Source organism: Loktanella gaetbuli (assembly GCF_020531945.1).
Lineage (GTDB): Bacteria > Pseudomonadota > Alphaproteobacteria > Rhodobacterales > Rhodobacteraceae > Loktanella > Loktanella gaetbuli.
In genome coordinates this window covers 452,176-478,004 of the sequence record NZ_JAJATZ010000002.1, presented here as the reverse complement: position 1 = coordinate 478,004, position 25,829 = coordinate 452,176, and the positions used below count along the sequence as shown (strand labels likewise).

Below are 25,829 nucleotides of genomic sequence, written 5' to 3'. Positions count from 1 at the left end.
GCCACCCATGTCTGACTCTGCAATCGCCTATTTTACCGAAGACGACTCTGTCGCCGCCGTGACAGGGCGGGTGGGCAGCGACACCGATCCGCGACTGGCCAAGGTCATGAACGCGCTGGTCTCGCACCTGCACGCCTTCATCAAGGACGTCGAGCTGACACAGGCGGAATGGGCGCAGGCGATAGCGTTCCTGACCAAGACCGGCCAGATGTGCGACGGTAACCGGCAGGAATTCATCCTGCTGTCTGACGTGCTGGGTGTTTCGATGCTGGTTGACGCGATCAACAACCGTCGTCCTGATGGGGCGACCGAAAATACCGTTCTGGGGCCTTTCCATGTGGACGGCGTGCCCGAAATGCAGATGGGGACGAATATCAGCAAGGATGGCGTGGGAGAAAGCTGCCTTTTCGAAGGCCGCGTGACCGACCTGCATGGCGCACCCCTGGCGGGCGCGCGGATTGACGTCTGGTCCGACAATGCAGAAGGGTTCTACGACGTGCAGCAACCCGATGTTCAGCCGCAGCCCAACAATCGCGGGATTTTCGTGACCGGCGAGGACGGGCGCTACTGGTTTGCGGGTATAAAGCCGGTATCTTATCCGATCCCCGATGACGGCCCTGTCGGACAGATGCTGGGGCATCTCGGGCGGCATCCGTATAGGCCCGCGCATATGCACTTCATCGTGAGCGCGCCGGGACATGAAACAGTCATTGCACATACTTTCGTAAAGGGTGACGATTATCTGCGCTCTGACGCCGTCTTTGGCGTCAAAAAGACCCTGATCGCCGACTACGAAGCAACGCCGGACGCGGCGACGGCCTGGCGTTCGACCTTCGATTTCAAAATGGTGCCGGAGGCCGCGACATGAAACCCAACCCGCGCATCGCGTTTCTTGGCACCGGGGCGCAGGGGGCATCCATCGCCGCCGATTTCACCCGCGCAGGCCTTGATGTCACATTCATCGACCAGTGGCCCGCCCATGTGGAGGCGATGCGCGAAAATGGGCTGACCGTCCACATGCCGACACGCACAATTCATACACCGGTAAAGGCACTGCACCTGTGCGAGGTCGCAGAGGTGAATGAACCGTTTGACCTCGTGTTTCTTGTGGTGAAAGCCTACGATACGCGCTGGGCGACAGAGCTGATCAAGCCGGTGCTGGCATCCGACGGCTTCATCATCGGCCTTCAGAACGGCATGACCCATGAACAGATTGCGTCTATCGTTGGTCGCGATCGGACGATCGGCGCGGTGATCCAAATCGCATCAAACATGTGGACCCCCGGCGTGACAACCCGACAAAACGACCATGATGAAAGCTGGTTCGCTTTGGGCGCGCTGGATCCGGCAAAGCAAGCCGAGGTCGAGGACGTGGCCACGTTGCTGCGCCATTCTGGCCGGGTCGAGGTGACGGATGATATTCATTCGGCCAAGTGGATGAAACTGGTGGTCAATGCTGCCGAGCTGATCCCTTCGGCAATTATCGATACCGCCTTGAACGACGCAGCGCGCAAACCCGGTATGCTCGATTTCATGCGTAAGGCAGGCTATGAGGCGATGGAGGCGGCGCTGGCGGACGGTGCCAGGATCATGCCGATCATCGGCATGCCCCCGGTCATGAGCAATCACCCGGAACGTTTCGTTGACGAAATTTTTGAAGAGGTTCTGAAAACCTTTTCACGCGAGGATACCCTGACAACCTCACTTCAGGACTGGCGCAAAGGGCGGCGAGCTGAAATCGAGGATGTAAATGGATGGGTCGTCAATACGCTGGCCGCCCATGACAAAGCCGCACCAATCAACGATCATGTTGTGCGAATGGCACTTCAGATTGAAGCCGGCACGCGCGATTTCACGGACCGGAACATCGACGCGCTGCTTCAGGTCGGCAAATCATAGAATTGGGTTTGTCACAGATCGGATAACCGATTGGGCTCAAACTCTTTAGCTGTCTTGCTTCGGCGGTAGGGTCAGGAACACCATCACGGGCACAGCAACCTTCACATCGGGGGTTTTGCGGCTGAAAAACGGCCCGGCTATTGCGGACAGAGGTGGTCGCAGAAATTCGGACCAGTAGTTACGGTGGATCGCATGATGAAAGTGACGATCCAAAATGAAGAAACGCAAGAACCATTCGCCAGAGTTTAAGGCCAATGCGTGCGGTCAGTTGCACACATAACCTAAGCGCAGTCGTCCGATCCGTCGTTCCCAGAGACAGCATCACGGGCATATGACATGTGGATAACCCCGGGACACGGCGCCGGAAATAGAATCGCCCTCGGCGGGTGCAGAGGTAGGGAATGGTGAGCATGACGACCGCTTGCCAGTTCGGTCATCGCTTGGGATGGCGTCTTGGTCTAACCGCGGGGCTTGTGCGACCTCGCGTGTAAACGCCTGTTTAAACTGCAACTCGGCCCTACCCAGCCAGAAAGGTCAAGTAACTGAAAGGACGACGAATTTTGAAGTCGCTGGCTGGGGTGGTAGGATACCCAGCCAAGGTTGTCGCGCAGAGGAAAAGTCTATCAGATCAGCAGGTTATGGCTTCAATCACATTCCTGAGCGGCAATATGTGTAAACACTTGTGTAACCATCAGTGTGCTCAAGGTAGGTCGCGCTTCTGATCTTGTCGAGCATCTTTCATTCAGGCTCGTCAAAAGTGCCGCCAGTGGCGTGAGCTGTGCCACCCGATATATGGCCGCTAAACCGAGAACAGATGCCCCTGAATCCCGATGAACGCCTGCCGGATCGTCTCAACATCGCCAAGACGGCGCTTCGCATCATTGGTCCCGCCATAGCGGATGCGCAAGAAGTCGGCGATCTTGCGCGGAGCCAATTCGTCGATGCCATGGGTCTCGTAGGCTTGGAGCACATAGTCGAGGAAAGCGCGCATCTCTTCCTCGTAGCCTGACAGGCCGCGTTCACGGGCTGCCTCGGCGCGGTCCGACCGGGCCAGAGGCGCGAGGGTGAAGCGGATGTAGGCCAGCACGTCGAAGATGTCGCTGTTCGGGGCATCGATCAGGCGGCGCATGTCGTCGAGGCGGTCGGGGTCATATCCCATCTCGGTGAGACGTTGGACGAATGCCTCACGGCGCACGGGATCGCTCCAGATTGCGCGCAGCTCGTCCTCATCCGTGACCAGTGTGGTCAGGTCGCCGAACAGTTGCGCCATGAACTCCTGCGCGGTGATCGGGCGTCCGTCGTGAGAGAAGTAGGTCGTCGCGGCGATATAGATGATCTTCCGGTCCTTGCCGTCGGCCAGCTTCACCACGATCTTCTCGGCCGACAGCGGTTCCGGGCCTTCGGGCGGCGTAGGATCGCCCCCTGGTGGCACCCTCGGTCCTCCTGTCACGCGGGGGCCGTCGGGAGGGAGCGGTTCGCCATCCCACCCCGGGTCGTTGAAGTGCTCATAGGCCTTCACGAAGTCATAGATCGTGAAGAAATACTTGCCGTCGAAGGTCCGCGTGCCGCGGCCGATGATCTGCTTGAACTCGATCATCGATTTGATCGGGCGCAGCAGGACGATGTTGCGGATGTTGCGGGCATCCACACCAGTCGAGAGCTTCTGCGAGGTCGTCAGGATCGTCGGCAGCGACTTCTCGTTGTCCTGAAACTCCCGCAAATGTTGCTCGCCCAGCTTGCCGTCATCAGCGGTGACCCGTTCGCAGTAGTGCGGATCGGGGTTGCTCTTGATCTGGTTGATGAAGTTCCGGACCCGCGCCGCGTGATCCTGCGTGGCGCAGAACACCAGCGTCTTCTGGCGCTGGTCGATCTGGTCCATGAACTCCTGCACGCGGCTCTGTTCCCGCTCGTCGATAATGAGCTTGGTGTTGAAGTCGGCCTCGGTATATTCGCGGTCCCGGTCGATCTCGCCGCTGATCACCTCGTCGTCGTCGCTGAAGGTGTAGGTGTCCATTGTGCTGGCCATCTGGCGCACCTTGAACGGTGTCAGGAAGCCGTCGCCGATGCCTTCCTTCAGGGCATAGGTGTAGACCGGCTCCCCGAAGTAGCGGTAGGTATCGGCGTTGGCGTCGCGCTTCGGCGTCGCGGTCAGGCCCAGCTGCACGGCGGGCGAGAAGTGTTCGAGGATGCCGCGCCAGGTGCTTTCGTCCTTGGCCCCGCCGCGGTGACACTCGTCGATGATGATCAGGTCGAAGAAGTCCTTCTCATACCCCTCAAACCGGAACTCGCCCTCGCCGGTCATGAAGGTCTGGAAGATCGTGAAGAAGATGTTCGCGTTCTTGGGCACCTTGCCCTGCTTGCGGATCTCGTCCGGGCTGATGCGGACCAGCGCGTCGGGCGGGAAGGCGTTGAAGGCGTTGTAGGCCTGATCGGCAAGGATGTTGCGGTCGGCGAGGAACAGGATGCGCGGGCGGCGCACCGGGTCGCGGGTCAGGTTCCAGGACGCCTGGAACAGCTTCCACGCGATCTGGAACGCGATGGAGGTCTTGCCGGTCCCCGTCGCCAGCGTCAGCAGGATGCGCTGGTCGCCCTTGGCGATCGCCTCCAGCACCGCCGTGATGGCGTTATGCTGGTAGTAGCGCGGTTGCCATTTGCCGCCGCCCGTCTCGAACGGGACGGCCCCGAAGCGGTCACGCCAGTCGTTGCCTTCGGGATAGCAACGATGCCAGAGGTCGAGCGGGCCGGGGAAGGGCAGGGTCAGGTCGCCCTCGGCCCCGGTGTGCATATCGATCTGATACCAGCCGAGGCCGTTGGTGGCATATGCCATCCGGGTCTGCAGTCGGGCGGCGTAATCTTTGGCCTGCCCGACGCCGGTCGTATGGCCGAGGCTCACCTTCTTCGCCTCCACCACCGCCAACTGGCGGCCCCGGTAGGACAAGACATAGTCGGCCGAGAGCGTGACGCCACGCTGCCCGCCGCCCATGATCCGCCCTGGTGCGATGGTCAGCTCGCGCGCGACATGAGAGCCTTCTACGACACCCCAGCCCGCCTCCCGCAGGACGGGGTCGATCCGGTTGGCGCGGGTGTCGGCTTCGGTTTCAATCATTGATTACTCGGTGCCGCTATCATGACCTATGACTTCATAAGGCCAACCGAAATAGCTATAAAGAAAGTCTCCTGAACCTTCCCTGTCTGTGATCTTCGCTTTTATCTTGAAGCGTGTCCCAACCGGATAATTGCGTGAAAGCTCTTTTGAGCATTCCACGTGCATTTCAGTAGGATAGCCTTGGCCGTCGATGGGTCGTATATGAATTTTTCCGTGCAGACCCGAACTTCTTGCCGGAATATAACTTTCGACCAAAATGAACTGATACGATTCGTTTGCTTTAGCCATGGCTTCTGAGCATTCCACGCGGGGGGTGAGTGCATCCCCATTTCAGATGCTTGGTCGTTACCTGATATAGCGGTCTCATGTCTTCTCTCTGCCTTGTAAAAAGGAGAATATCATATTCTTCAACTCAACCAAGGTCCGAACAGTCTCGCAAACCTTCTTTGCCTTGGCCGCGCTACCAGCATACTCATTCGCATGTGCAAGCGGATCCCTCAGTCGTTCAATGCGCCCGAGGGCCTTCTCCAGTTTGCCCCGCCCCATCTCCAGAGCACCAGAAAGAACGATCAACGTCTTCTTGTCGCAGAACTGCGTGTAGGCAATTTCGTCGATCGCAGTGTCACCCTCCCGACCTTTCGCGATCTCAGCTTCAAGCCGCTCCCGGCGTTTTTCTGGCAGAAGTGCGGCCCACTCTGCGGGATCGGGCCAGCGTTTCGTGATCGCCAGGGCCATTGCCATCTCGAAGCTGGTGATTGCAGAGAACAGGGCGGCGCGGACCGGGAGTTGCTGGATATCCGATAGACTGATGAGGCCGGCGATCTGGCTGCCGGACACGACGAGGTTCGTAGGGTGTCGATCCGCTTGCATGATGAAGTCGAAAATGCTCGCATCGGCAGCGATCAGGATATCTTCGCTCAGTGGTTGAACATCATCGGCGACGTGGGTGTCCGGCGCAGCCTGACTGAACCAGCGTTCCGCATCGTAGAGGCCGATGATGCGTCCCTCGTGCTCCACCGGGAAGAAACTGAAGTTGTTCGGGTTGCGCCGCTGGACGTCCTTCGCCGTCTCGGATGGTTTGCACGTCGTGAAGGACTGGCGCGGGACCATGATCAACCCGACAGTCAGGCTGTTCTGAACTTTCCATAGCTTTTCTATGCTGGCGTCGTGGTTCGGGGCCCACGTCATGACGATCGCCCAGCCGTTACGCTGCAGATGGTCATCCAGGCCCGCAGCGGTGTCGAAGCGCTGCATCGAGAGGAAAGAACGTAGTCGGCCGAGAGAGTCACGCCCCGTTGCCCGCCGCCCATGATGCGCTCCGGTTCGATGGTCAGTTCGCGGGCGACGTGAGAGCCTTCGACGACACCCCAACCCGCGTCCCGCAGGACGGGATCGATCCGGTTGGCGCGGGTGTCGGCTGCGGTTTCGGTCATGCGGTCAATTCGCCGGAGAAGGCCTTTTGCAGGAGGGATTGGCGAAGGTCGGCAAGATCGGCAATTTGCGCACCGTAGGTTTTTCCTGCTGATTCTGACGCTTTCCACACCTCAGAGGCTTCATCGACAATTCGAGTGCGCTCAGCTTCCTCAGGATATGGGATAGGAATCTTTGAAAGCGCTTTCTGATTCAATTTTGGCTGCGCCATGCCGCTGGTCCAGGGTTCAAGCGAAATGGAGTTCAGATAAAGTCTGACAAATTCTTGTGCTTCAATGGTTTCGAACCGCAAGACGTGGGCATGGTTATTAACCCATATTTTCCCCGAGACTGAAAATGCAATAGGGTATGTGCGGGCAAGTAGATTGGCACCATCTTCTGAGACAAGGAGCAGGTCCTCGTCAAAAATATGATCCGCCACGTGATCAACCACACCAGATGCGCCATAGTAGGGAATATTTCCCGCGTTGCGGTCGCCCTTAGTGATTGGAACGCGGAGGCGGTCAAGATTTTCGGAGATTTCAGGAAGCGTCTTTTTCGGCCAATGCTCCAAGCCAGATGAAAAGGTCGTCGAGAGCCAACTATCGAACAGCGCCGACGCATCCGACAGATTGGCTTCGGCATTGGCGCGGGCGCGGTCGAGGGCGGCGAAGGCCTGATCGAGCACCGCAATGATCCGCTTCTGCTCTCCCAGTGGGGGGAGGGCGATCGAAATTGAGTTGAACCGTGACTTATTGACAATAGAGACGGTTGTTCCCGAAGATAAGGCTGAAAGTTGGCCCTGAAAACTCGGGGACAAAGTCAAGTAAAAGACAAACTCCGGTAGCGCGGAAACGTAATGAGGAAAAATCGCGTTGATCTGTTGATTGAAGGCAACGTCCTTCGTCGCCAAGCCAATTTTACCTAAATTTCCAATGCAAGATACAAGGACGCTACCTTTTGGTGCGATCTTCGCTCTTTCTGCTCCTTTCGCCGACAAACCATCACTTGCCGTATTTATCGTTCCGTTTATTAACTCGGGTGGCTTGATGAAAGGGACCGTGGCTCCGTAGAGTGTCTCGTCCGACTTGGGTGGAGTGCCTCCGGTGACCGTTTTAAAGGCTTCACCCACCGTGGTCTGGATCCAATTGAGTGCTGCCACGTCCTTCACAGCATCCCCCGAATGTCTTCGAGGATCTGCGCTGTCTCGGCGTCGCGTTCCAGCATGTCGGCGATGATCTGTTCCGGGCTGCGCAAGGCCTCGGCCTCTGGCGCGTTCGGGTTCTTGACCGACAGGTCCCATGTGGCCGGGTCCAGACCGTCCACCGGCACGCTCCAGCTTTGCGCGCTTTCCGCCTTGTCAGTTTGCAGTGCCACGAAGTCCGCCAGGTCGGCGTCGTTCAGCGGGTTCGTCTTGCCAAGCGACCGGCCCGGATCGAGCTGGTAATACCAGACCGAGCGGGTCTTCGATCCCTTCTCGAAGAACAGCACGACGGTCTTGACACCCGCGCCCTGGAACGTGCCGCCGGGGCAGTCCAGCACGGTATACATGTTGCAGGTCTCCAGCAATTCCTTGCGCAGGGCGACGCTGGCCCCGTCGGTGTTCGACAGGAAGGTGTTCTTGATGACGATGGCCCCGCGCCCGCCCGCGCGCAGCTTGCGCATGAAGTGCTGCAGGAAGAGATAAGCCGTCTCGCCCGACTTGATCGGGAAATTTTGCTGGACCTCCTTGCGCTCACCCCCGCCGAAGGGCGGGTTGGCCAGCACGATGTCGTGGCGGTCGCGTTCCTGGATGTCCATCACGTTCTCGGTCAGCGTGTTGGTGTGCCGGATGGAGGGCGCGTCGATGCCGTGCAGGATCATGTTCATGACGCCCAGCACATAGGCGAGAGACTTCTTCTCTTGCCCGAAGAAGGTCTTGCGCTGCAGGGTGTCCCACTGGGCGGCGGAGAGGTCATCACGGCGCAGGTATTCGAAGGCCTCGCACAGGAAGCCGGCGGACCCGCAGGCCCCGTCATAGACGGACTCGCCGATCTGAGGGTCGGTCACCTTGATCATGGCGCGGATCAGCGGGCGCGGCGTGTAGTATTCGCCGCCGTTTCGCCCGGCGTTGCCCATGCGCTTGATGCGGGATTCGTAAAGGTCGGACAGTTCGTGCTTGGCCGCCTGAGAGTTGAAAGACAGGCCGTCCACGATCTCGAGCACGTCGCGCAGGGTGTAGCCGGAGCGGAACTTGTTCACGATCTCCGAGAAGATCTCACCGATCTTGTAGTCGAGCGTGTCGGGGTCGGTGGCCCCGTCGCGGAACTTCTTGAGGTAGGGGAAGAGGTCGCCGTTCACGAAGTCGATCAGGTCGGCCCCGGTCATGGCGGTATTGTGGTCGAGTTTGCCGTCCACCTTCGGCGCGGCCCAGGCCTGCCAGCGGTAGGGGGCGGCGAGGATTGGGGTGTAGTCCAGCCCTTCCAGTGCTGCGTTATCCTCGCGGTCGGCCTCCAGGTCGTCGAGGTATTTCAGGAAGAGCACCCATGAGGTCTGTTCCGCGTAGTCGAGCTCGGAGGCCAGACCCTCGTCATTGCGCAGCACGCGGTCGATGTTGTTGAAGGCGTTTTCGAACATTGCCTGTCTTATCCCTTTTTGCCAACCTTATGGGTGAGGGTCGGCCTTGGCAATTTGTAACGCGGAGGTTGTGGACGCAGCGGCGCGCGGGTTGATCACAGCGCCGGTCCTGTATCGTCGACCGCGCTGTGGGGGTGTGCTGGCGCCAAGCGGTCACCAGCTTCCAGCACCATCGACGTGCCGTCGGCATGGCGGACGGACGCCTCGACCCGGCCGCCCGACAACGCGACCCCGGCCAGCGTCTGTCCCGTCCCGCGCAGCGACCGGCACAGGTCACCAAGCCACGCGCCTACGTTGCGCTGGTCTCCATCGTGAACAGGCCGTGCATTTCGCGGATCATGCGATTCTGGTCGGTCAGGAGCGCCTCTATCCGATCGAAGCGCTCCTGTTGGTCGAACGCGGCTTCCCGGTTCAGGCGCAGTTCCTCCTTTAGCTCCGTCAGCAGATCGATCAGGCGCTGGACGAGGCCTTGCTCCTCTTCCGTTGCAGACTTGTTCAGCAGGTCCAGCAGGGGGTGTAGAACGACGATCAGGTTTTCGATCCGCTCCAGAGCTTTCGCCATGTGCTCGTCCTGTGAGGGGATTTTCAGGGCGTCGAGGTGTGACAGGGCCATTGGGTGGCGTTCCTTTCATGAGGGGATGATCGGCGAATGCGAGAAGTTGGCGGGCAAGGACGCGGAGCTGGAGGACGGGCCGCATTACGGCCAGATGCCGCACGAGGGCAAACCGTCTTGCCAGGTGCCTCGGCTGCCATGCGACCCCGAGGCTACCAAGAGCCATGGTCCTGACGCCGCTACCTGTGTCAGCCGGCACCCGGATCTGCCAGTTCGCGGTGCCATGACGGTTCGTGCCCGCGATCAGTTCATGGTCTGGCAGACGCACGGCGAGGGACGTGCGCAGTGCATCGACGTCGTGGGGCTGGTCGTGAAGAAAGCTGTCGGCCAGAGCCGCATGGACGCGCGCCGCCAATGCGTCGCGGCGGCGCCTGACGGGCGACACGGGGACCAGACGCGGCGAGGCGGTTTCGTCAAAGCGGGGAAACGTCGGCAGCCCACAGGCCTCCCGCAGCAGATCCTCGCAACGGTCGGACAGGGCGACCGAATGCGGAAGCGGCACCGGGCGGCCTGTCCAGGTCCGCTGGGCGACTGCGACGTGGATATGGTGGCACGCGCCATCGTAATGACGGACGGCGATCCAGGGGATAGCCAGATAGTCGAGGCCGCGGTTCTTCAGTTCCGTTGCGACGATCCGCCGGAATGTGCGGTTGCTGGTCGTGATGCCTGCGGGCAGCGAGATCGTCAGATGCGCGATCGTCTCGCCGCCTGCGGCGTGCGCCAGCTTGTCCCCCAGGTCGGTAAACGTCTTGGCATAGAGCGAACCGCCGATGATGTGCGCATCGACCCTGACGACGTATTTCCGGAATTCCTCCGCAAGACGAAAGGCCACATGAGACCGCATCAGTCGCCCCCCCGTGCGAGGATGACGTCCATCAGGTCGCGAAAGGCCGCCGCCAGCTCGTCGGCGGAGCGGGTGCTGACAAGGCGGTCGTTGTCCGGATCGAGCAGCTCGGACATGTGCGCGTTCAACGTGCCGATCTCGATCGCAAGGACATCGGCCGGTGCCTCGGCCTGACGCGCCAGCAGCTCCTCGATGATGGGGCCGCGGCTGTCGTGCGGGCTGGCCGCCACCAGCCGGTCGATCGCGGCGATGGCCGATGGCAACAAGTTGACCTTGATCTGCTGCCGCTTCTCGGGCCTCGGCAAGTCGGTGAACACCAGCCCGGTGCCGTCCTTTCCGGCGATGCCCTTGGGCAGCTCAGGTCCATCAGTCATGGCGCTGTGCCTCCGCGTGATGATCCGTCTTCGACCGATCCGACGGCCTCCCGCTTGAACACGCCGACCGTTGACAGATTTGATAAACGCACAGATCGAGCGGTTCCTCGCTGTGAAAAACATGCGTTTTGTGGACACTGGAAATGGTCGGCTGGCCGAAAATCGCCTGACCCATTGAGAACCTAGGGAAGGGGCCCATACCCCGGTGAGCCCATCGCTGCCGCGTCGAGAACGCACGAGGACAAGCAGCATGGAGGTGGGACAGTCCACGGGACGAATGACCCATGATCTCGCTGGTCCGCGCCGGGGGCCACTCCGCCCTGCCACCGTGACTTTCTCCGATATACATAAAGTTTTTCCACGCCTGAACAATTGGTTACAGCCGCCTTCAGCCTGGCTCACCATAGACGATCCCGACGGCCGCGTCGCCCGGCCGTCCACAGGTTCGAGGACATTTTACGAAAGTTCTGCAGGCGCGCAGTCGTGCAGCGATGCCTCGGGATCCGGTTCGAGTGGGCCGTGAGGCGTGCGGCACGAGGGTCGGATCGCCCCGCCGATTGCACGGCGGGGCGTTGCTGCTGGATGCGCTACGGCAGCGGCACCTCCGGGGTGGCCCGGCAGTAGAGCAGCAGGTCGCGCAGCGTCTCGTCCTCGACCACGCCGTCGACGAAGGCGTGGTGCGCGACGGCGGACAGCGCCTCGACGTTGTCGCGCAACAGGGCCAGCGCATCGGAGTAGGCGCGGTCCAGCCCCTGCGAGACCGTGTCATGCAGGCCCGCATGGCGGGCGAACAGGGTCGCCGGATCCGCCGCGGCCGAGCTCCACACGAGACCCCCGCCGTGGCCATAGTTCAGCGCGCCGGCGATCAGCAGGCGGGTGGCCTGCGCCAGGTCGCACTGTTCGCCACCGCCGCCACCACCCGAGGGCTGGCCGAGCAGCACCTCCTCCGCCGCGCGCCCTGCCAGATGGACGACGACCTCGCGGTGCAGGTCGTCCGCTGTGCGGGCGTCCGGGCGGTGACGCAGCGCGATCCGGCTGGCGAGGCCGTCCATTGCGATCCGCTGGGGTGTCGCCGCTCCGTTAACATGGGCCGCCACGGCGTGACCCGCCTCGTGGATGGCGATGCGGCGCCGCAGATCTTCGGAGGGCACCGCATTGCGGTAGGCCAGAGCGTCGAACAGGTCGATCAACGTCACGGGGCGGTTCGCGGCGCGGGCCGTCTGCCGCGCGATCTGGACGATGCCCATCACGTCGGCCATCGTCGCCCCTGTGGCGGACTGCGCGAGGCGGTCGAGATCGACATCCCAGAGGTCGCCCCGCAGATGTTTGCGGAAGACTGCGACGAGGTCGCGCCCAGCCGGGGCCCGCATCTCGACGTGCAGGCCGAGCCGGCCGGACCGCAGGATCGCCGGGTCGATGAAGTCCGGATGGTTCGCGGCACCGATCACGAGCACGCCTTCGAGGCTCTCGACGCCGCCCAGCGTGTTGAGGATCTCGGAGATTACCTTGTTATCGTAGTTCTCGTTGCGGCCCCCGGTGTTGCGGCGCTCACCGACTGCGTCGATCTCGTCGATGAACACGATAGCGGCACCGTGTGCCCGAACCGCTGCACGGGCCTGATCGAAGACCTTTTCCCATGCGGCCAGCAGGTCGCCCAGGTGGCCCTTCGCCTGCAGCTTGCCAAGGGATGTCGGGAAAAACGGCGCGTCGATGGTCGCCGCGAAGGCCTTCGCAACATGGGTCTTGCCGGTGCCGGGCGCACCGTGCAGCAGGATGCCCGACGGAACGTCGCTCCACGCGAGCCGCCCTTCACGGTAGGCCACGAGGTCCGCTGCCTGGCGCTCCAGCTGCGCACCCGCCGCGCCGAGGCCCGGCAGGTCGCGCAGGGTGGGACCGGCCGGGGCAGCGGGAGCCGAGACCGCGGCGAGGCGTGCCAGCTCGCGGGCCACGCGCAGCGGACCTTCGGCCCGCAGGGCCAAGGCCAGCACACCGGGATCGAGAGCCGCGAGGGCGGTGTCGGAGGGCAGGGCGGCCCGGACTGCCGCCTCGGCGATCCGGCCAGTCGCGGAGTGCGTCCAGCGCAGCGACCACAGCAGGATGTCGCGGCCTGGCGGCGCGATCCTGACGACCGGGAGGTGAGTCAGTGCCCCAATCCGCTGGTGCGCCTCGGTCAGGATCACGACGACCGGCACCGGTTGGTCGAGCAGCTTGGCGACCTCGAGGGCCAACCGCTCGGGCTGCGCGGCGGCGGCGGCATCGGGGCCCACGACCTCGATCGGCAACGACGCCCGCGGGCCGTTGGCAGTGCCAAGCGCGGTGAACGCGCGCACCCCGTTCAGGATGATCTTGGCAGCGGCCATCGCCTCCTCTCGCGACGCGCAGAGCAGGATCGTCGCGGCCCCCGGAGCGCCGATCGCGTTGGTCCCGCCAGCGGCAGTGACGGCACGTGCGAGCCGCGCCGTCATCAACGCTTTCGCGGGCGACAGCGTGACCGGCGGGCGATAGCTCTGGCGGTGGGCATCCATCGCCCAAGGGTCGTCGCCGTCGGCCAAGGCCGCGGCGATGACAGCATCCTCCACCCTTTCGGCTGCGGGCGTGCCGAAGGTGACGGGCTCCGGTTCGGCGTCGAGTGCCAGCTCGAACCCGTCGTCGGCGGCCCAGGCGCGCAGATCGGACCCGTCGTCGTGACGGTCCCAGGTGCGCAGGGTGCTTGCCGTCGGCAGGGGCACCGCTCCCCTCGACGCAGGATCCGCGCGCTGCTGCGCGAGGAGGGCGTCGACGTCGTGCAGCTCGTCGTCGGCGTTGGGCTGACGCATCTGCGCCAGCAGGGCGGACAGGCCCGTGCCCGGCGGGCGCGGCAGGTTGGGATAGAGGGCAAAAAGGACAGTGTCAGCAAGGCGCTGCCAAGACGGGGCCGCGGGACGGGACGTGGCGGTGGCGAGGACAGTGGTCATGGGCATACTCCGATGCGAAAGTGGCGTGTGGCAAGGGTCCGGTCGCGGGGCGACCGGGGGAGGGCTGACGGGGTGCATGCGCTGGCGCGTGGGGTGATGCGGCGGCGATCAGATCGCCGCGTCGGGCGCCACGACGTGCGCCAGCGCGGCGCCTATCTGCGGGAACAGCCGCAAGAGGATCGGAGACCAGCGACCCACGGGACCGTGCGCCAGCGTCTCCGGACCATGAGACGACAGCGCCGCCGCAAGTTTGCGCGCTGTCGACGGAACCGCGAGGCGTCGCGCCGCCTCAGGAGAGACCTCGCCCGCGAGGGCGAGCAGGGGTGCCCAGGCGTGCCGCCGGGGCGGCGTCAGAAAATTGTTCACGATCGCGGCGGTGTGCTCCGGCGCGAAGGCGCTGGCGTCGAATTTGCCGCCGGTCAGCACCGTGGCCGTCGCCGCGATTGCCGCATGCAGGCCGTCGGCTTCTGCCTCGGTTGGCCCACCTGCGTGCCGCAGATGGCGACAGAAGGGGAAGATGGCGCGGCGGACTGCGGCGGGTTCGCCGTCGCGCAGCGCCGAGAAGAGGCTGACGGCGAGAGGATCGAGTGCGATCGCCGCGCGGCTCGCGCCGTCGGGTGCCACAAGATCGATGGCCTCGACCAGATCGCACGGCGATCGGTCGATGTGGATGCCGCCGTCCGCCTCCGAGAAGGTGAGGACGAGCACGCTGGCGCAGCCGGTCTCCGCCGAGGCGGCAAGGGTGGCCTCGCTAAGGGCCAGCACCCGACCGCCCTGCGGCCAGGCGACATCCTGAAAGCCCTGCCGCAGCAGTTCGGCATCCGGCGCGTCGCCGTCCAGCAGCCAGACAACACCATAGCCGGCACCAGCATAGAACTGGGTGCGACCGAGCACAGTCGTCAACAGCGGGCTCGCGTGCTGGACCTCGAAGGCCAGCAGCCGCGCGCCAAGCCGCGCCTGCACGTCGGGCCGGCGGCGGTGGTCGCCATGCACGATGTCGCGCTCGATCGCGACGTCGTCGAAGCGGTCGTCCGCCGCCAGTGCGGCAGCCAGGAGCCGCTTCCGGCGATCGTGGTGCCGCCCCTCCTGCAGGCCGTCGAAACGGGCCGCATCCACGGCGTCTGGTGACCGACCGCGCTCGGTCGCCAGAGAACAGAACTGGCGGCGCTTGTCTGCGCGATGCTTGAGGTAGGCGCGGCCGCCGCCTGGGATACCGGTGAAGCCGACGCTGAGGACGCAGACAAGGAGGGCTCCGCCGCACTCCGGGCAGTGGAGTGTCCGCCGACCTGCGGCGTGATCGATCGTGACCTGGCGGCGGAGGGTGGCAAGCCCTTCGGCGGTGAGGGGGTCAAGCACGGCTGCGGTGTCGCGCAGCCGGCCAGTAGAGTCGCGAACGGTGGTGATCCGACGCGCGACGGCGGCGGGATTCTGCAAAGAGAGATTGAGCATGGAACAGGCTCCTTCGATATGGGAGAGGGGCCCCGCGTGCCGACCGGTGACGGCCGGATGCACGCGGGAAACGGCGACGGTCGTCCCGTTGCCAGTCGAACCGGCGATCACGCAGACGCGTGGGGCCGGTTACGCCTCCGGTATCGAAAGGAAGGCCGCATCGTCCGCGGCCAAGTCGATCTCGGCCACCGCATCCGCGACGAGCGCGCCGAGCAGCGCCGCCAGATGCGTCAGTTCTGCTGAGACCTGGCGGCTCCACTCCGTGCGCAACGTCAGGCAGCGCTCCGCCAAGCGGCGGAGGGTCAGCGGATAGAGATCAAGCTCTTCCGGTGCATCCCCACGGTCGCGGAGCAGGCCGTCGACCTGACGTGCGGCGGCCTTCAGGATCGGATCCACGTCCTGACGCATCAGGAACACGGTCACGGCCGTCTGGCACTGGGCCCAGGCATCTGCCGCCGCGTCGGCGTAAGCCGCCAGCGCCGGATCGCCGAACTGCACGACCTCCGCGTCGGCGGCAACGCCGGCGGCAATAAGGTCGGCGATCTGCGCGAAGGCGATCAGCGCAAGTGCGGATGCATCGAAAGAGGATGTGGGGGATTTGTTCACGCGGAAAGGCGTGATAGTGGACGAAATAGCCATCGTGATCTCCTTGGGATCGCTGTGGTTAGAACCGGGGCAAGGGCTTGAGCCCCCTTGCTTTGGTTCGACTACATGCATTATGACGTCGAAAAACTTCAACATCAAGGGGTAGAATCGATGTCTGATGAAAAATCGACAGACAGGCCGCGGCAAGGTCGTCCTTCGACCGACACCCAACCTTTAACGCTGCGCCTCCCGACGGAGATGATCGACGAGATTGACCGGCTGAGGCGACAGGACGCGAACCCTCTTACGCGGCAAGGTTACATACGGCGCCACCTTGAAGATTGGTTGCGTGGCGATGGATAGGGGATGGGGCGCACTCGGCCCAGAGCAGACGTTCGCCGAACTTTGTGTCGCTGCAGTGCGGCCATCACACCGGACTTCAGCCAAATCCGCAAAATACAGACCTAAGGTCGTGACACTTGAGTGAAAGGCGCAGCCGGTATGAAATAAGTCAAAAATCTGCATCCTGTGCCAACTCGACTCTTGACCGCAAGGGCAGTAACCTTTCGCCCGTAACTCCTCGCAACGGCAGAATTGCATGACGGTTGGTCCAGCAGCAGTACGAGTCAACGCGGTTCTTTCTGCTTTTCGAGATAACGAAAGCTCGGACGTCATCGACGCCCTTTGCTACTTTTACGTCCCCATTCTTGATAAGCTCCACGGAAAGCCGATCACCGCGTCATTGTTGGCGAAAGCCGCGAAGCTTGTCTATGGGTGGAATCTCACGGAGTCAGTTGGGCATGTCTTCGTTGAGCGACTGGCTGCGCAAGGGCATCTGGTCGAGGAGAAAAAGAACGGTCAGACTGTTTTTGTCGCGCAGCCAAGTTCCGAGCTAGCTGCCAATGTTGAATCGTCGATCCAAGAATCTTTTGATGAAGTGACCGAGTTGTTCCGGGAGTTTGGGCTTGTTTCTGGCGATCTCATCTATAGGCAGCTTACTCGCGAGCAGTTAGGCGACCTGCTTGTCCGTTTCCTTATTTCGCTGGACGCCTACTCGAATAATGAAATTTCGGCCTCTTTGAGGGCGGGAGAAATTGCCAGCGGGGAACGTAGCGCCCTTCAAGAGTTAACAAATGACGTATCCGTTCTCTCGCAATCGGAGACGCACGTCTGCGCAAGATTTGTGCAATGGCTTTCAAAAGAACAGCCGGAACTAGCCGAGAAACTCAGTCTTTTCGTCGCGGCAGGTCTTCTGGCCGAATTGGTCGAGGATTTCCGCAAACCCTCCGCACTGGAAACGAAGAGCGAAACAATCTTTTTTCTCGACGGTCCTATGCTCCTTGGGCTCGTTGGGACAAGCGGTGCAGCCCTTCAAGAGGAGGCACGGACGATCGTAGATGCTTTGAAGTCGATTGGCTGTCGCGTTCAGGTTTTTAGCGAGAGCTGTCGCGAGGCAGAGCGGGTTCTCAGGTCCTACTTGAAGGCCTCGCCTTCGGATCGCTACGGTCGCACTCACACGGCGGTTCTCCACGGTGAGGTCGACAGAGCATACGTGCAAATCGTTGCTGCCGATATTGAGGCGGCGGCCGAAAAGTATGGTGTAAGTGTCAGGGATTACTCCCTCGACGCCTACCCCAATGATCATAAGTACTTTGATGCCGAACGAAATACAGACGTTTACTCGTTCCTCTCTTGGGAAGGCTCACTTGCCCGTGAGCATGATGCGTTCGCTGTGACAGCGATTATGCGGATGCGCCATGGCAAGCACAAAAACGATCCGCTGCAAAATAGCCACGTCTTCATTTCCTCGAATGAGAAGCTAGTCAGGAAAGCGCGGGAATACTGCTTGCATTCTCAACTGGTTCGCGAGACACAGTGCGGCCCGGTCGTCGATACGCGAGATTTGGCGACAATCGCATGGCTGCGAACTGGCTTCGAAAACTCTGAGAAGCTGCCAACATCGCACATGCTGGCCCAATGCGAACGCGTCCTCCGGGTCCGAAAAGACGTGATCGAAAATGCCCGTCAGCAGGTTGCAAAGTTCACCCCTGAAAAGGTGGAACAGTTTGAATTGCTCCTACAGGACAATCGCGCGGTCAGCTACCTGATGGATACTGCTCGCGGTTCGTCTGCCTCTTTCGACCCCGAAAGAGACCAAGAACTTCTGGATGGAATGCTGGACGCAGCCATTAAGGTTGTCCGCGACGAAACAGATGCCAAGCTGTCTCAAAAAGACAAAAAAATTCGTCAACTGCGCGCCGAGAACAAGAAAAGACAGCAGGAAACCCAAACCGAATACGAAGCAAGGCTTGAAGAGGAAGCCCGAAAGACCGCCGACGTAGAAGCTCGACTAGCTGAAATGGAGCGTCTGAGAGGGGAGGATGCAAAGCGCCTCGCCTCGGTTTCATTAAGGCATGAAATTGTTATGCAGGACGGCATCGAATATGCAAACAAGTGGATCATCCGGTATCAGGTGCTTTGCGCCGCGGTTTTTGCCGCAGCTGGGATCCTCGCAGCGTTTGGAGTGTTTTGGGATCCTTTGTCTCTGCCCCCAATGGTGGACTGGGGTTCAAAGCTAGTGGCTGCAATCGGGGTTGTTTTCACCGTGCTCGCGCTTCTCGGGAGACCGGTGCCAGGCTTGTGGCAATTAATCGAGCGCCGCGGCGAGAAGTGGTATGCCAACTACTGCGTGAAGAAAGGCGTCCCTGCGACTGAAGTTAGAGAACGTCTCTCCGTCGGAAAAAGACGGCTCATTCTCGCTGACCCTGACATGCTGACTTCGGAAGCAAGCAGTTCGGACGGAAAAAGCGTCTAGCGAACAAAATTGAATTGGGGTTTCAATCTTCATTGAGATATATAAAAAGTGGGTAGATGTCTATCTTTGGACTGATTTCAGCATCTTTCGCATCTGCGGCAAAATTGTGCTTCCCGCCCAACTTCATCGATGTAGGTGCCTTCCAAGTTTGGGTGAGAACCGACATTTAGGGATGATGGATGCCCCCCAAAAGTTGCGACATAGCGTGGTTTGCAGCTATAAATGACAATCCAGCGCCTCAAGCCTCGGCACCAGCTTGATTGCCTCGAATAGTGGCCGCAGGGGTTTCTCCGACCGACGGTAGGTGCCCTCGTTCACATCGATGGGCTTGTGGCCCATCAGATCGCGCCGGTCGATATCGTTGACCAGCTGGCGCATGCCGTCTTCGCCCCGGAGGTTGATAAGGGTGTCGTTGACGTAGTGGCGGAGACTATGAAGCGTATAGCCCGCCGGATTTCCAGGATGTGCGGCGTTCAGGCACTGCCGCCACATGTGATCGAGGACGTCGCCGAATTTGTCGTCGTAAGGCGCAATCGTATCCGTGATCTTCTCGGCTTCGGCACGGGTGCGAAGAGGAACGGCTTCGATGAAGATCACCTTCCGTCCTTGCTGCCGCACGCCATCGACGTAGTCGAGGAAACCAAGGTCGATGATCTGGGGATGAAGCGGGACGCGGCGCTTGCAATGCATCTTTTTCAGGCCCCGGAGGTGGTTGGGGCGGATGTGAGCGAAATGGATGCCATCTTCCTCGAGGATGTCGGTGGTAAGCAGACCGGCGACCTCTGCGCGTCTGGCACCGGTCAGCGCAAGCAAGCTGTTGATCCAGTAGTGATGATCCTTCAGCACGACCGGTCCGGGGACATGCCGACGCGCCTTGCTCTTGCTCCCTGACCACAGCGGTTGCGTAAACACCTTTTGAACGTCGGCGAGGGTGAACACCGACCTCTTCTCGTCATCGGAGCGATCGTCCGCTGGAAGAAGTTCGGCAATCTTATGTCCGAAAGATACCTGATGCCCCTCGCGGGGCGCATATTCGATTATCTCCTTCAACGTTGTGGCATGACGGTCGGTTGACGCGCGAGACAGACCTACGTCATCTGCATAAGCCGCGTGATTTCCTGACCGGAGTTCTTTAAACGTCAAGTCGCGATCGCGGGGCGATTTCCAGTAAAACCTTGGTAGATCCTTCTTGAGCGAATTGGCGAACATCTCGATATGGTGCGGCCGAATATCGGTGACCAACTGGATACCTGTCGTGAAGATGAAGAGCGAAACGGTCTTAAGCTTCTGGTCCTTCGTGCCCTGCTTAATCTGTTGCCTGCGGCACATCCGGACGGCCGTTCCGAATAGATCTTCGCCGTAGGTGCGTTCGACGACGGCATCTGCGGCTTCGCCATCGAAGGCGGGAACCTCCGGCTGGGCAAATGCGGCATCGCGTTGTGCGTGGATCGTGTTCGCTGTCAAACGACCCGTGATGAGGGAGACGCCAGGCGTCAACCGCGGGCCAGCCGGAACGGGCTCTTCGGGCAATACGGCAGCGTTTGGACCGGCCGTCTTCATGAGGGGCATCTGGGCAGGAGGCTTGGTTTCGTCGGCGACGCCCAATGCGGTTCCGCCGTGTCCGATGATCTGCCGCAAGAAGTCTTCCGCCTGACGGCAGGCATCTTCGCCATTGTGAAGCGGCACGCGCGTGATTGCATCGTGTGCTGCCATGAGAGCCTCGGCGGCGGCCCAACGGAGACGTAGCTGGTCGAATTCTGACAACGCAGCTGCCCCCTTGTCCGGTCGTGCCCGCTGTAAGACTTCCTCGCTGAAGCGCGGCGACATGAACTGCCGGTAAAGGTTGCTCTGCATCCGCAGGGCGGCCGGCCGTTGGCACTCGGGCAACTGCTGCAAGCGTTCTTCGGGCATGGCGTCGCGCAGGCCGTCCTCGACAAGGCTCCGCAAGGCATAGGCTTCCAGGCGATGTTCCACAGCACGCTCTGCCGTCAGCGAACCGTCCATACGCTCCATGACCCGCGCGGCCCGCAGGCATGCGAGCTCACGGCGCAGTTCAGCCTGGAAGAAGGCTGTCACCTCTGCATCGGGCAGGTTGATATGCGTGGCGGCGTCGAGCATGCGGTCCATGATGGCGGTCAGTTGCACGCACAATCTAAAGGCGGACCGCCTGTCTGTCGTCCCCATGGACAGCATCACTGGGGATAAACATGTGGACAAACCCGGCACACGCCGGCGGAAGAAGAAGATGCCTCGGCGCATCGTCAGGTAGGGAATGTCGTGCATCGTGACCCCGCTTTCAGGTCGCCGCGACGAGGACTTCCGACGAAAGCCTGCGCACGCACCCGGTGATCACGTGTGACCATCCGTGTGAACACGTGTGTAACCAACGCCTCAGGTCTCCTCAGCGGAAAACATCAAGGCTCTGATCTTGCAGACTTTTTGAAAGGCGCTGGCTGGGGTGGTAGGATTCGAACCTACGATACACGGTACCAAAAACCGATGCCTTACCGCTTGGCTACACCCCATCAGCGAGGCGTGGGATACGATGAACCGCCGGGGCGTTCAAGCCCCGGTTTGCGCATTTTTGCTATTCTTTTTGACCGTCGGCTCGCAAAAGATCGGGTGTGTCCTCGCGGTTGCGCTCGGCCTTGATCATATCGCTGACCGCTTCTTCTTGACCGGGAGATACTTCTGCAATACCAGCGCTTTCCTTTGAGGTGGGCGCGGGCGGATCGATCGTTGCGCGTGTCAATGCGATCGGTTGAACATTGTCGGGGATCTCGAACCCGTCCTCTTCTAAGGCGCGCTTTACGTGTCGGATTGCCTCGCCTTGGGCCAGCGGCAGCGAGCTTTGACGCTGATCAATCCAGCCGGCAACCTGCATCACCACGCCGCCAGCCTCGAGGGTTTCGATCCAGACAGCGGCGCGGGGTTGATCCAGAACGAATGGCAAATCCTGCACGGTCCGCTCAATCAGGTTCCGTGCGGCGGCGAGGTCGCAGTCGCGGCTGACGCTGATCGGAAACAGAAAACGGCGTTCCGCATTTTGCGTATAATTGACCACCCGCGAACTGAACACGGTCGCGTTGGGGATACGGATGTGGTTTCCGTCAGGGGACAGCAGGATCGTGGCACGGCTTGTCAGTCGGATGACTGTTCCGATATCGCCGTTGATCTCGACCACGTCATTGGGCGCGAATGGCTGGCGAATCGACAGCATGATGGACGCGATGAAATTCTCGACCGTGTCCTTGACCGCGAAACCGAGGGCGAGACCGATGATTCCTGCAGCGCCCAGGATCGTGCCCAGCAGGGCGGTGGCCCCCAGGATATCCAGCGCAACGACCAGGCCAAGCACCACAAAGGCCAGCCGGATGATCTGTTGCATGATTTGCGCGATGAATGCGTTTGGGGCCAGCCGTTTCCATGGCCGTTGCCACCGCGCGAGTGCCAGCCCGACCCAGAGGATCACGACGAACACGACCAACGCGATCCCCAGCAGGGGCAGGCTGGACACCAGTTGCAAGGCACGTGTCCGGAACCGTTCGAGTGCTGGCGTCAGCCGTGCATCAAGGTCTGTCGTTTCGAACGTGTTGTTGCGCACGGCGATGACACCTTCGATCCGTTGCGCCAGTTCCGTCAGTGCTGTCTGGTCTTGCGGGGTCAGAACCTCGCCCGTCAGGGTGACGACACCCTCTTGGACAGCGACGTCGACACTCTCGTAGCCGCCAAGCACCGCGATGATATCGCCGATCCGGCTGCGGATCGCGGTGTCGTCGCGCGCCGATGTATCGGTTGCGATGGGGGCCGTGTTGTCCTGTGCCACGGCCGCGACCGGCCACAGCAAAACAATGATCAGAATGAATGCGCGCATCGGTCCCCCCGTGTCAGGTGCAGAGGTAGCAGGGACCGACGCATGTGCAAACGATCAGACGCGCAGCGGGTTGGCCTTGGCCAGGCGGTCGAAATCCATCAGGCTGCTGACCAATGCCGGCATCTGGTCCAACGGAATCATGTTTGGCCCGTCTGAGGGTGCCGTGTCGGGTGCCTCGTGAGTTTCGATGAACACCGCAGCGATTCCCAGACTGACCGCTGCGCGGGCCATGACCGGAGCAAATTCGCGCTGACCGCCAGAGCTGCCGCCCTGACCACCGGGCTGCTGGACGGAATGGGTCGCGTCCATCACGACCGGATAGCCGGTTTTTGCCATGATCGGCAGCGACCGCATGTCGGCGACAAGCGTGTTGTAGCCGAATGATGCGCCGCGTTCGGTCAGCAGGATACGTTTGTTGCCCGTGCTTTCGATCTTGGACACGACGTTCGGCATGTCCCAAGGGGCCAGAAACTGTCCCTTTTTCACGTTGATGACGGCACCGGTTTCGCCGGCTGCAAGCAACAGGTCGGTCTGGCGGCACAAGAACGCGGGGATCTGCATCACATCGACGACCTGCGCAACAGTCGCGCATTGATCTGCCCCGTGGATGTCCGTCAGGACAGGACAGCCGATGGTGTCCTTGACCTTTTGCAGGACGGACAGCCCCTCATCCAGGCCCAGGCCGCGCTTGCCCGACAGCGAGGTGCGGTTTGCCTTGTCGTAGCTGCCTTTGAAAATGAACTGCGCGCCGGCCTCATGGCAGGCCGCGGCCATCTGTTCAGCAATCATCAGCGCGTGATCAGAACTTTCCAGCTGGCAGGGCCCTGCGATGACAAGCAGGGGGCGATCGTTGGAAACGGTGAGGTTTCCGATGGTGACATCATGCATCAGCTGGTTACCTGTTCGCGAAGGATGGAGGCGGTGATCGAGATCATCAGGTAGATACCCGAGAAGATCAAGAACGCGAGGATCGTATTCTCGAATGCCTTGGGGTAGGTGGCCTCGTCCGGGGCGACGGGTTCGACGCCCATCGACAGATAGCGGACCTGACGGTTTGCCTCGATCCTGGCGGTTTCCATCTGCGTCAGCGCCTGCTGGGCCAGACCGGTCTGAAAGGTATAGTTTTCCTCGGCCAGACGCAGTTCCGTATTGCGCGCAGCAAGGCTTGTCCCCTCGGCGTTGGCCGTTGTCATCTGTTGGCGCAGATCGGCGATCAGCGTTTCGATATTGCTGATCTGGCTTTCCAGTGCGTTGACCTGCGCCTGATTTGGGGTGCGGACCGCGAGCCGTTCCTGCAAGGCAAGAGTCAGGCGTTGCCGTTCGGATTCGAGGGCCGAAATCTGTTGCGTGCGGGCCGAGGTTTCGCCGATCGGATCGATCTGCTGCACGTCTTCCTGGATTTGCAGCCAGGCCTGCAAGGCATCGGCGCGCGCGGCCTCTGCGGCGACATAGCTTTCGCGGGCACCGGCCATCTGGTCCTCGCGCAGGCGCTGGGTCAGCTGGTCGACCTGTTCCTCGGCGTAGCCGATCAACGCGTTGGAAAATTCCTGACTGACCTCGGGCGAGGCGGCGATGACCTTCATGCGCAGGATGCCCTCGGTCGGGTCATAGCTGATCTTCACCATGTCCTGATAGACGCCGTAGGCGGCCTCGTTCGTGGCATCCTCGGGCAGGCGCTGAATCGGGTCGATCCAGTCTTGGCTGAAATGCGCCTTGAAGTCGTGGTCGGCATCCAGACGCACCATCGCTGCCCGGGACTGCAGGTAGGATTGCACCGTGATGCTGTCCTGTTGGGTCGCCATGGAGGTACCTTGGAACATGCCCCCCAAACCGCCTGCGGCGCTGGCTGGTTCGGCCTGCTGAATGACGAATTCAGAGTCAGTGGCATACATCGGCGTGGCGATCGTATAGTAATAATATCCCACGATCATGGTCGGCAGCAGCACAAAGATGCTGAGCCTGACCATCATCAGGAACGCCTTGAGACGGCGGCGACGGGCCATATCGCGCTGTATCTGCGAGATTTCGTCGTTCCGACGCGTGATCGGATCGGCAAATTCGGTCGAGGGCAGTTGATTGCCATGCGTTCGAGTTTGCGGCAACTGCACCCGGTCCTGCGGCACCGGTTTGATGGCGCCCAGGGTCTGTGGGCCGCCGGTCTGCGGATTGGCACCGCCTGATTGCTGACCGCCTTGTTGATCTGGTGCTACCAGTTCCAGCACGGTGGAACGCTGGAACGGGTCAATCCCGGCAAGCCGCAGCTGGCGGACCGCATCAAAGTCGGAAGTGACGGCCAACCCCTGTTTTTGCGCGACCCGGCGCGCCATGCGCAATTGACGCCCTGTCAGACCCTCGCGGCGGATCGCGTCGATGTCGACATTGTTGTTTGCAGGTTCGGGCATGGGCTGCGGCGCGGCCGTGGCCTGCTGCTGGACGGGTTCCGGGCGCTGCGGCGGCGCGGATTGTTCCGCCGCGGCTGGTGCAGCCTCGCCCGTGTCGACCATCGATTTGCGCACCCGAAATTTCTTAGCTGTGGGCTTCGTAGTCATAAAGCTGCTTGGCCTCTTCAAGTGTGTCGAACATGTGGATTCTGCCGTCGCGCAATACAGCGGCCGAACGCGCGAACCGTTCAAGTGTCTCTGCCTGATGCGATACGATGATCACGGTCGTCTTTTCCAGCCGTTCACGCAGGATTTCACCCGCCTTGCGATTGAATTCCATATCGGTCGTGGACGGCATGCCTTCGTCGATGAGGTAGATATCGAAATCAAGCGCCAGCATCAGCGAAAATGTCAGCCGCGCCCGCATCCCCGCACTGTAGGTCCCGACCGGCATGTCGAAATATTCCTTGATCCCGCACAGCCAGCGGCAGAACGCCTCGATATAGTCGGGATCCAGACCGTAGAGCCGGGCGATATAGCGCACGTTTTCGCGCGCGGTATGCCGGTTGACGACACCGCCCATGAAACCCAGCGGAAACGATATGCGGCATCCGCGGGTAATCGTGCCTTCGTCGGGTTTTTCCAGACCGGCCATCATGTTGATCAAGGTCGTCTTGCCGGTGCCGTTGGGTGCCAGGATTCCCAGCGAATTTCCCAGTTCAACGCGAAACGACGCCCGATCCAGGATGATCTTGCGCTGGGTGCCGGTCCAGAAGGACTTGCTGACCGCATTGAATTCCAACATCTTTTGCCCGCTCTCGACGTGCTTGCTGCCCGCTGTGAATGCGCGACGAAGGTTAATTCGGCGTCACATTGTTCTCTCTTTTACACTTAATGACCGGAAATTGT

General features: G+C 61.2%; 19 protein-coding genes and 1 tRNA gene. 3 read left to right on the top strand and 17 right to left on the bottom strand.

The genetic code is table 11. The annotated features are described in order from the left end of the window. Positions 1-7: 7 nt before the first annotated feature. Together LGQ03_RS05975 and LGQ03_RS05970 are read left to right on the top strand one after the other, a co-directional pair. Entirely contained in the window at positions 8-868 is an 861-nt protein-coding gene (locus tag LGQ03_RS05975) for a dioxygenase family protein (protein WP_226747658.1), read from the top strand. Further along, positions 865-1,899, top strand: coding sequence for a ketopantoate reductase family protein (locus LGQ03_RS05970; protein ID WP_226747657.1), 1,035 nt, complete (start codon positions 865-867; stop codon positions 1,897-1,899). Before LGQ03_RS05975 ends, LGQ03_RS05970 begins: the two co-directional genes overlap by 4 nt. A 799-nt stretch (positions 1,900-2,698) precedes the next feature. Here LGQ03_RS05970 and hsdR read toward each other — a convergent pair. The 11 genes from hsdR to LGQ03_RS05915 all read right to left on the bottom strand — a co-directional run bounded on the left by hsdR (position 2,699) and on the right by LGQ03_RS05915 (position 15,904). Next, on the bottom strand, positions 2,699-5,005 hold the full coding sequence (gene hsdR, locus LGQ03_RS05965; protein WP_226747656.1) for an EcoAI/FtnUII family type I restriction enzme subunit R: 2,307 nt from the start codon (positions 5,003-5,005) through the stop codon (positions 2,699-2,701). Positions 5,006-5,008: 3 nt separating this feature from the next. Then, positions 5,009-5,293, bottom strand: a complete 285-nt coding sequence (locus tag LGQ03_RS05960) for a hypothetical protein (RefSeq protein ID WP_226747655.1) — start codon at positions 5,291-5,293, stop codon at positions 5,009-5,011. Positions 5,294-5,368: 75 nt separating this feature from the next. Beyond that, entirely contained in the window at positions 5,369-6,193 is an 825-nt protein-coding gene (locus LGQ03_RS05955; protein WP_226747654.1) for a CBS domain-containing protein, read from the bottom strand. Next, on the bottom strand, positions 6,190-6,438 hold the full coding sequence (locus LGQ03_RS05950) for a hypothetical protein (protein WP_226747653.1): 249 nt from the start codon (positions 6,436-6,438) through the stop codon (positions 6,190-6,192). Before LGQ03_RS05950 ends, LGQ03_RS05955 begins: the two co-directional genes overlap by 4 nt. Further along, positions 6,435-7,577: a restriction endonuclease subunit S gene (locus LGQ03_RS16710; protein WP_226747652.1), complete on the bottom strand. Its 1,143-nt coding sequence runs from the start codon at positions 7,575-7,577 to the stop codon at positions 6,435-6,437. Before LGQ03_RS16710 ends, LGQ03_RS05950 begins: the two co-directional genes overlap by 4 nt. 5 nt (positions 7,578-7,582) lie before the next feature. Beyond that, positions 7,583-9,031, bottom strand: a complete 1,449-nt coding sequence (locus LGQ03_RS05940; RefSeq protein ID WP_226747651.1) for a class I SAM-dependent DNA methyltransferase — start codon at positions 9,029-9,031, stop codon at positions 7,583-7,585. Between the two features lie 289 nt (positions 9,032-9,320). Beyond that, entirely contained in the window at positions 9,321-9,644 is a 324-nt protein-coding gene (locus tag LGQ03_RS05935; protein ID WP_226747650.1) for a hypothetical protein, read from the bottom strand. Positions 9,645-10,487: 843 nt separating this feature from the next. Next, positions 10,488-10,862, bottom strand: a complete 375-nt coding sequence (locus tag LGQ03_RS05930) for a hypothetical protein (protein WP_226747649.1) — start codon at positions 10,860-10,862, stop codon at positions 10,488-10,490. 587 nt (positions 10,863-11,449) lie between these two features. Further along, positions 11,450-13,816, bottom strand: a complete 2,367-nt coding sequence (locus LGQ03_RS05925; RefSeq protein WP_226747648.1) for an AAA family ATPase — start codon at positions 13,814-13,816, stop codon at positions 11,450-11,452. 108 nt (positions 13,817-13,924) lie between these two features. Further along, entirely contained in the window at positions 13,925-15,265 is a 1,341-nt protein-coding gene (locus tag LGQ03_RS05920) for a DUF6035 family protein (RefSeq protein ID WP_226747647.1), read from the bottom strand. A 129-nt stretch (positions 15,266-15,394) separates the two neighbouring features. Further along, positions 15,395-15,904 (bottom strand): hypothetical protein, encoded by a 510-nt coding sequence (locus LGQ03_RS05915; protein WP_226747646.1) that lies wholly within the window; start codon positions 15,902-15,904, stop codon positions 15,395-15,397. Between the two features lie 544 nt (positions 15,905-16,448). Between LGQ03_RS05915 and LGQ03_RS05910 the strand changes: the two genes are divergently transcribed. Further along, positions 16,449-18,665 (top strand): hypothetical protein, encoded by a 2,217-nt coding sequence (locus tag LGQ03_RS05910; protein WP_226747645.1) that lies wholly within the window; start codon positions 16,449-16,451, stop codon positions 18,663-18,665. Positions 18,666-18,881: 216 nt separating this feature from the next. Here LGQ03_RS05910 and LGQ03_RS05905 read toward each other — a convergent pair whose 3' ends face one another. From LGQ03_RS05905 to LGQ03_RS05880, 6 genes are all read right to left on the bottom strand, one after another. After that, complete coding sequence (locus LGQ03_RS05905; protein WP_226747644.1) at positions 18,882-20,948, bottom strand: site-specific integrase; 2,067 nt, start codon at positions 20,946-20,948, stop codon at positions 18,882-18,884. Between the two features lie 167 nt (positions 20,949-21,115). Continuing rightward, a tRNA-Gln gene (locus LGQ03_RS05900) sits at positions 21,116-21,190 on the bottom strand. A gap of 62 nt (positions 21,191-21,252) precedes the next feature. Continuing rightward, the gene (locus LGQ03_RS05895) at positions 21,253-22,539 is read right to left on the bottom strand and encodes a mechanosensitive ion channel family protein (RefSeq protein ID WP_226747643.1); all 1,287 of its coding nucleotides are present in this window, start codon (positions 22,537-22,539) and stop codon (positions 21,253-21,255) included. Positions 22,540-22,593: 54 nt separating this feature from the next. Next, positions 22,594-23,427 carry a 3-deoxy-8-phosphooctulonate synthase gene (gene kdsA, locus LGQ03_RS05890; protein ID WP_226747642.1) on the bottom strand — a complete coding sequence of 278 codons (834 nt, stop codon included), beginning with the start codon at positions 23,425-23,427 and terminating at the stop codon, positions 22,594-22,596. Continuing rightward, positions 23,427-25,088, bottom strand: coding sequence for a capsule biosynthesis protein (locus tag LGQ03_RS05885; protein ID WP_226747641.1), 1,662 nt, complete (start codon positions 25,086-25,088; stop codon positions 23,427-23,429). Before LGQ03_RS05885 ends, kdsA begins: the two co-directional genes overlap by 1 nt. Continuing rightward, complete coding sequence (locus LGQ03_RS05880) at positions 25,066-25,725, bottom strand: ABC transporter ATP-binding protein (protein WP_056036223.1); 660 nt, start codon at positions 25,723-25,725, stop codon at positions 25,066-25,068. Before LGQ03_RS05880 ends, LGQ03_RS05885 begins: the two co-directional genes overlap by 23 nt. Positions 25,726-25,829 lie beyond the last annotated feature (104 nt).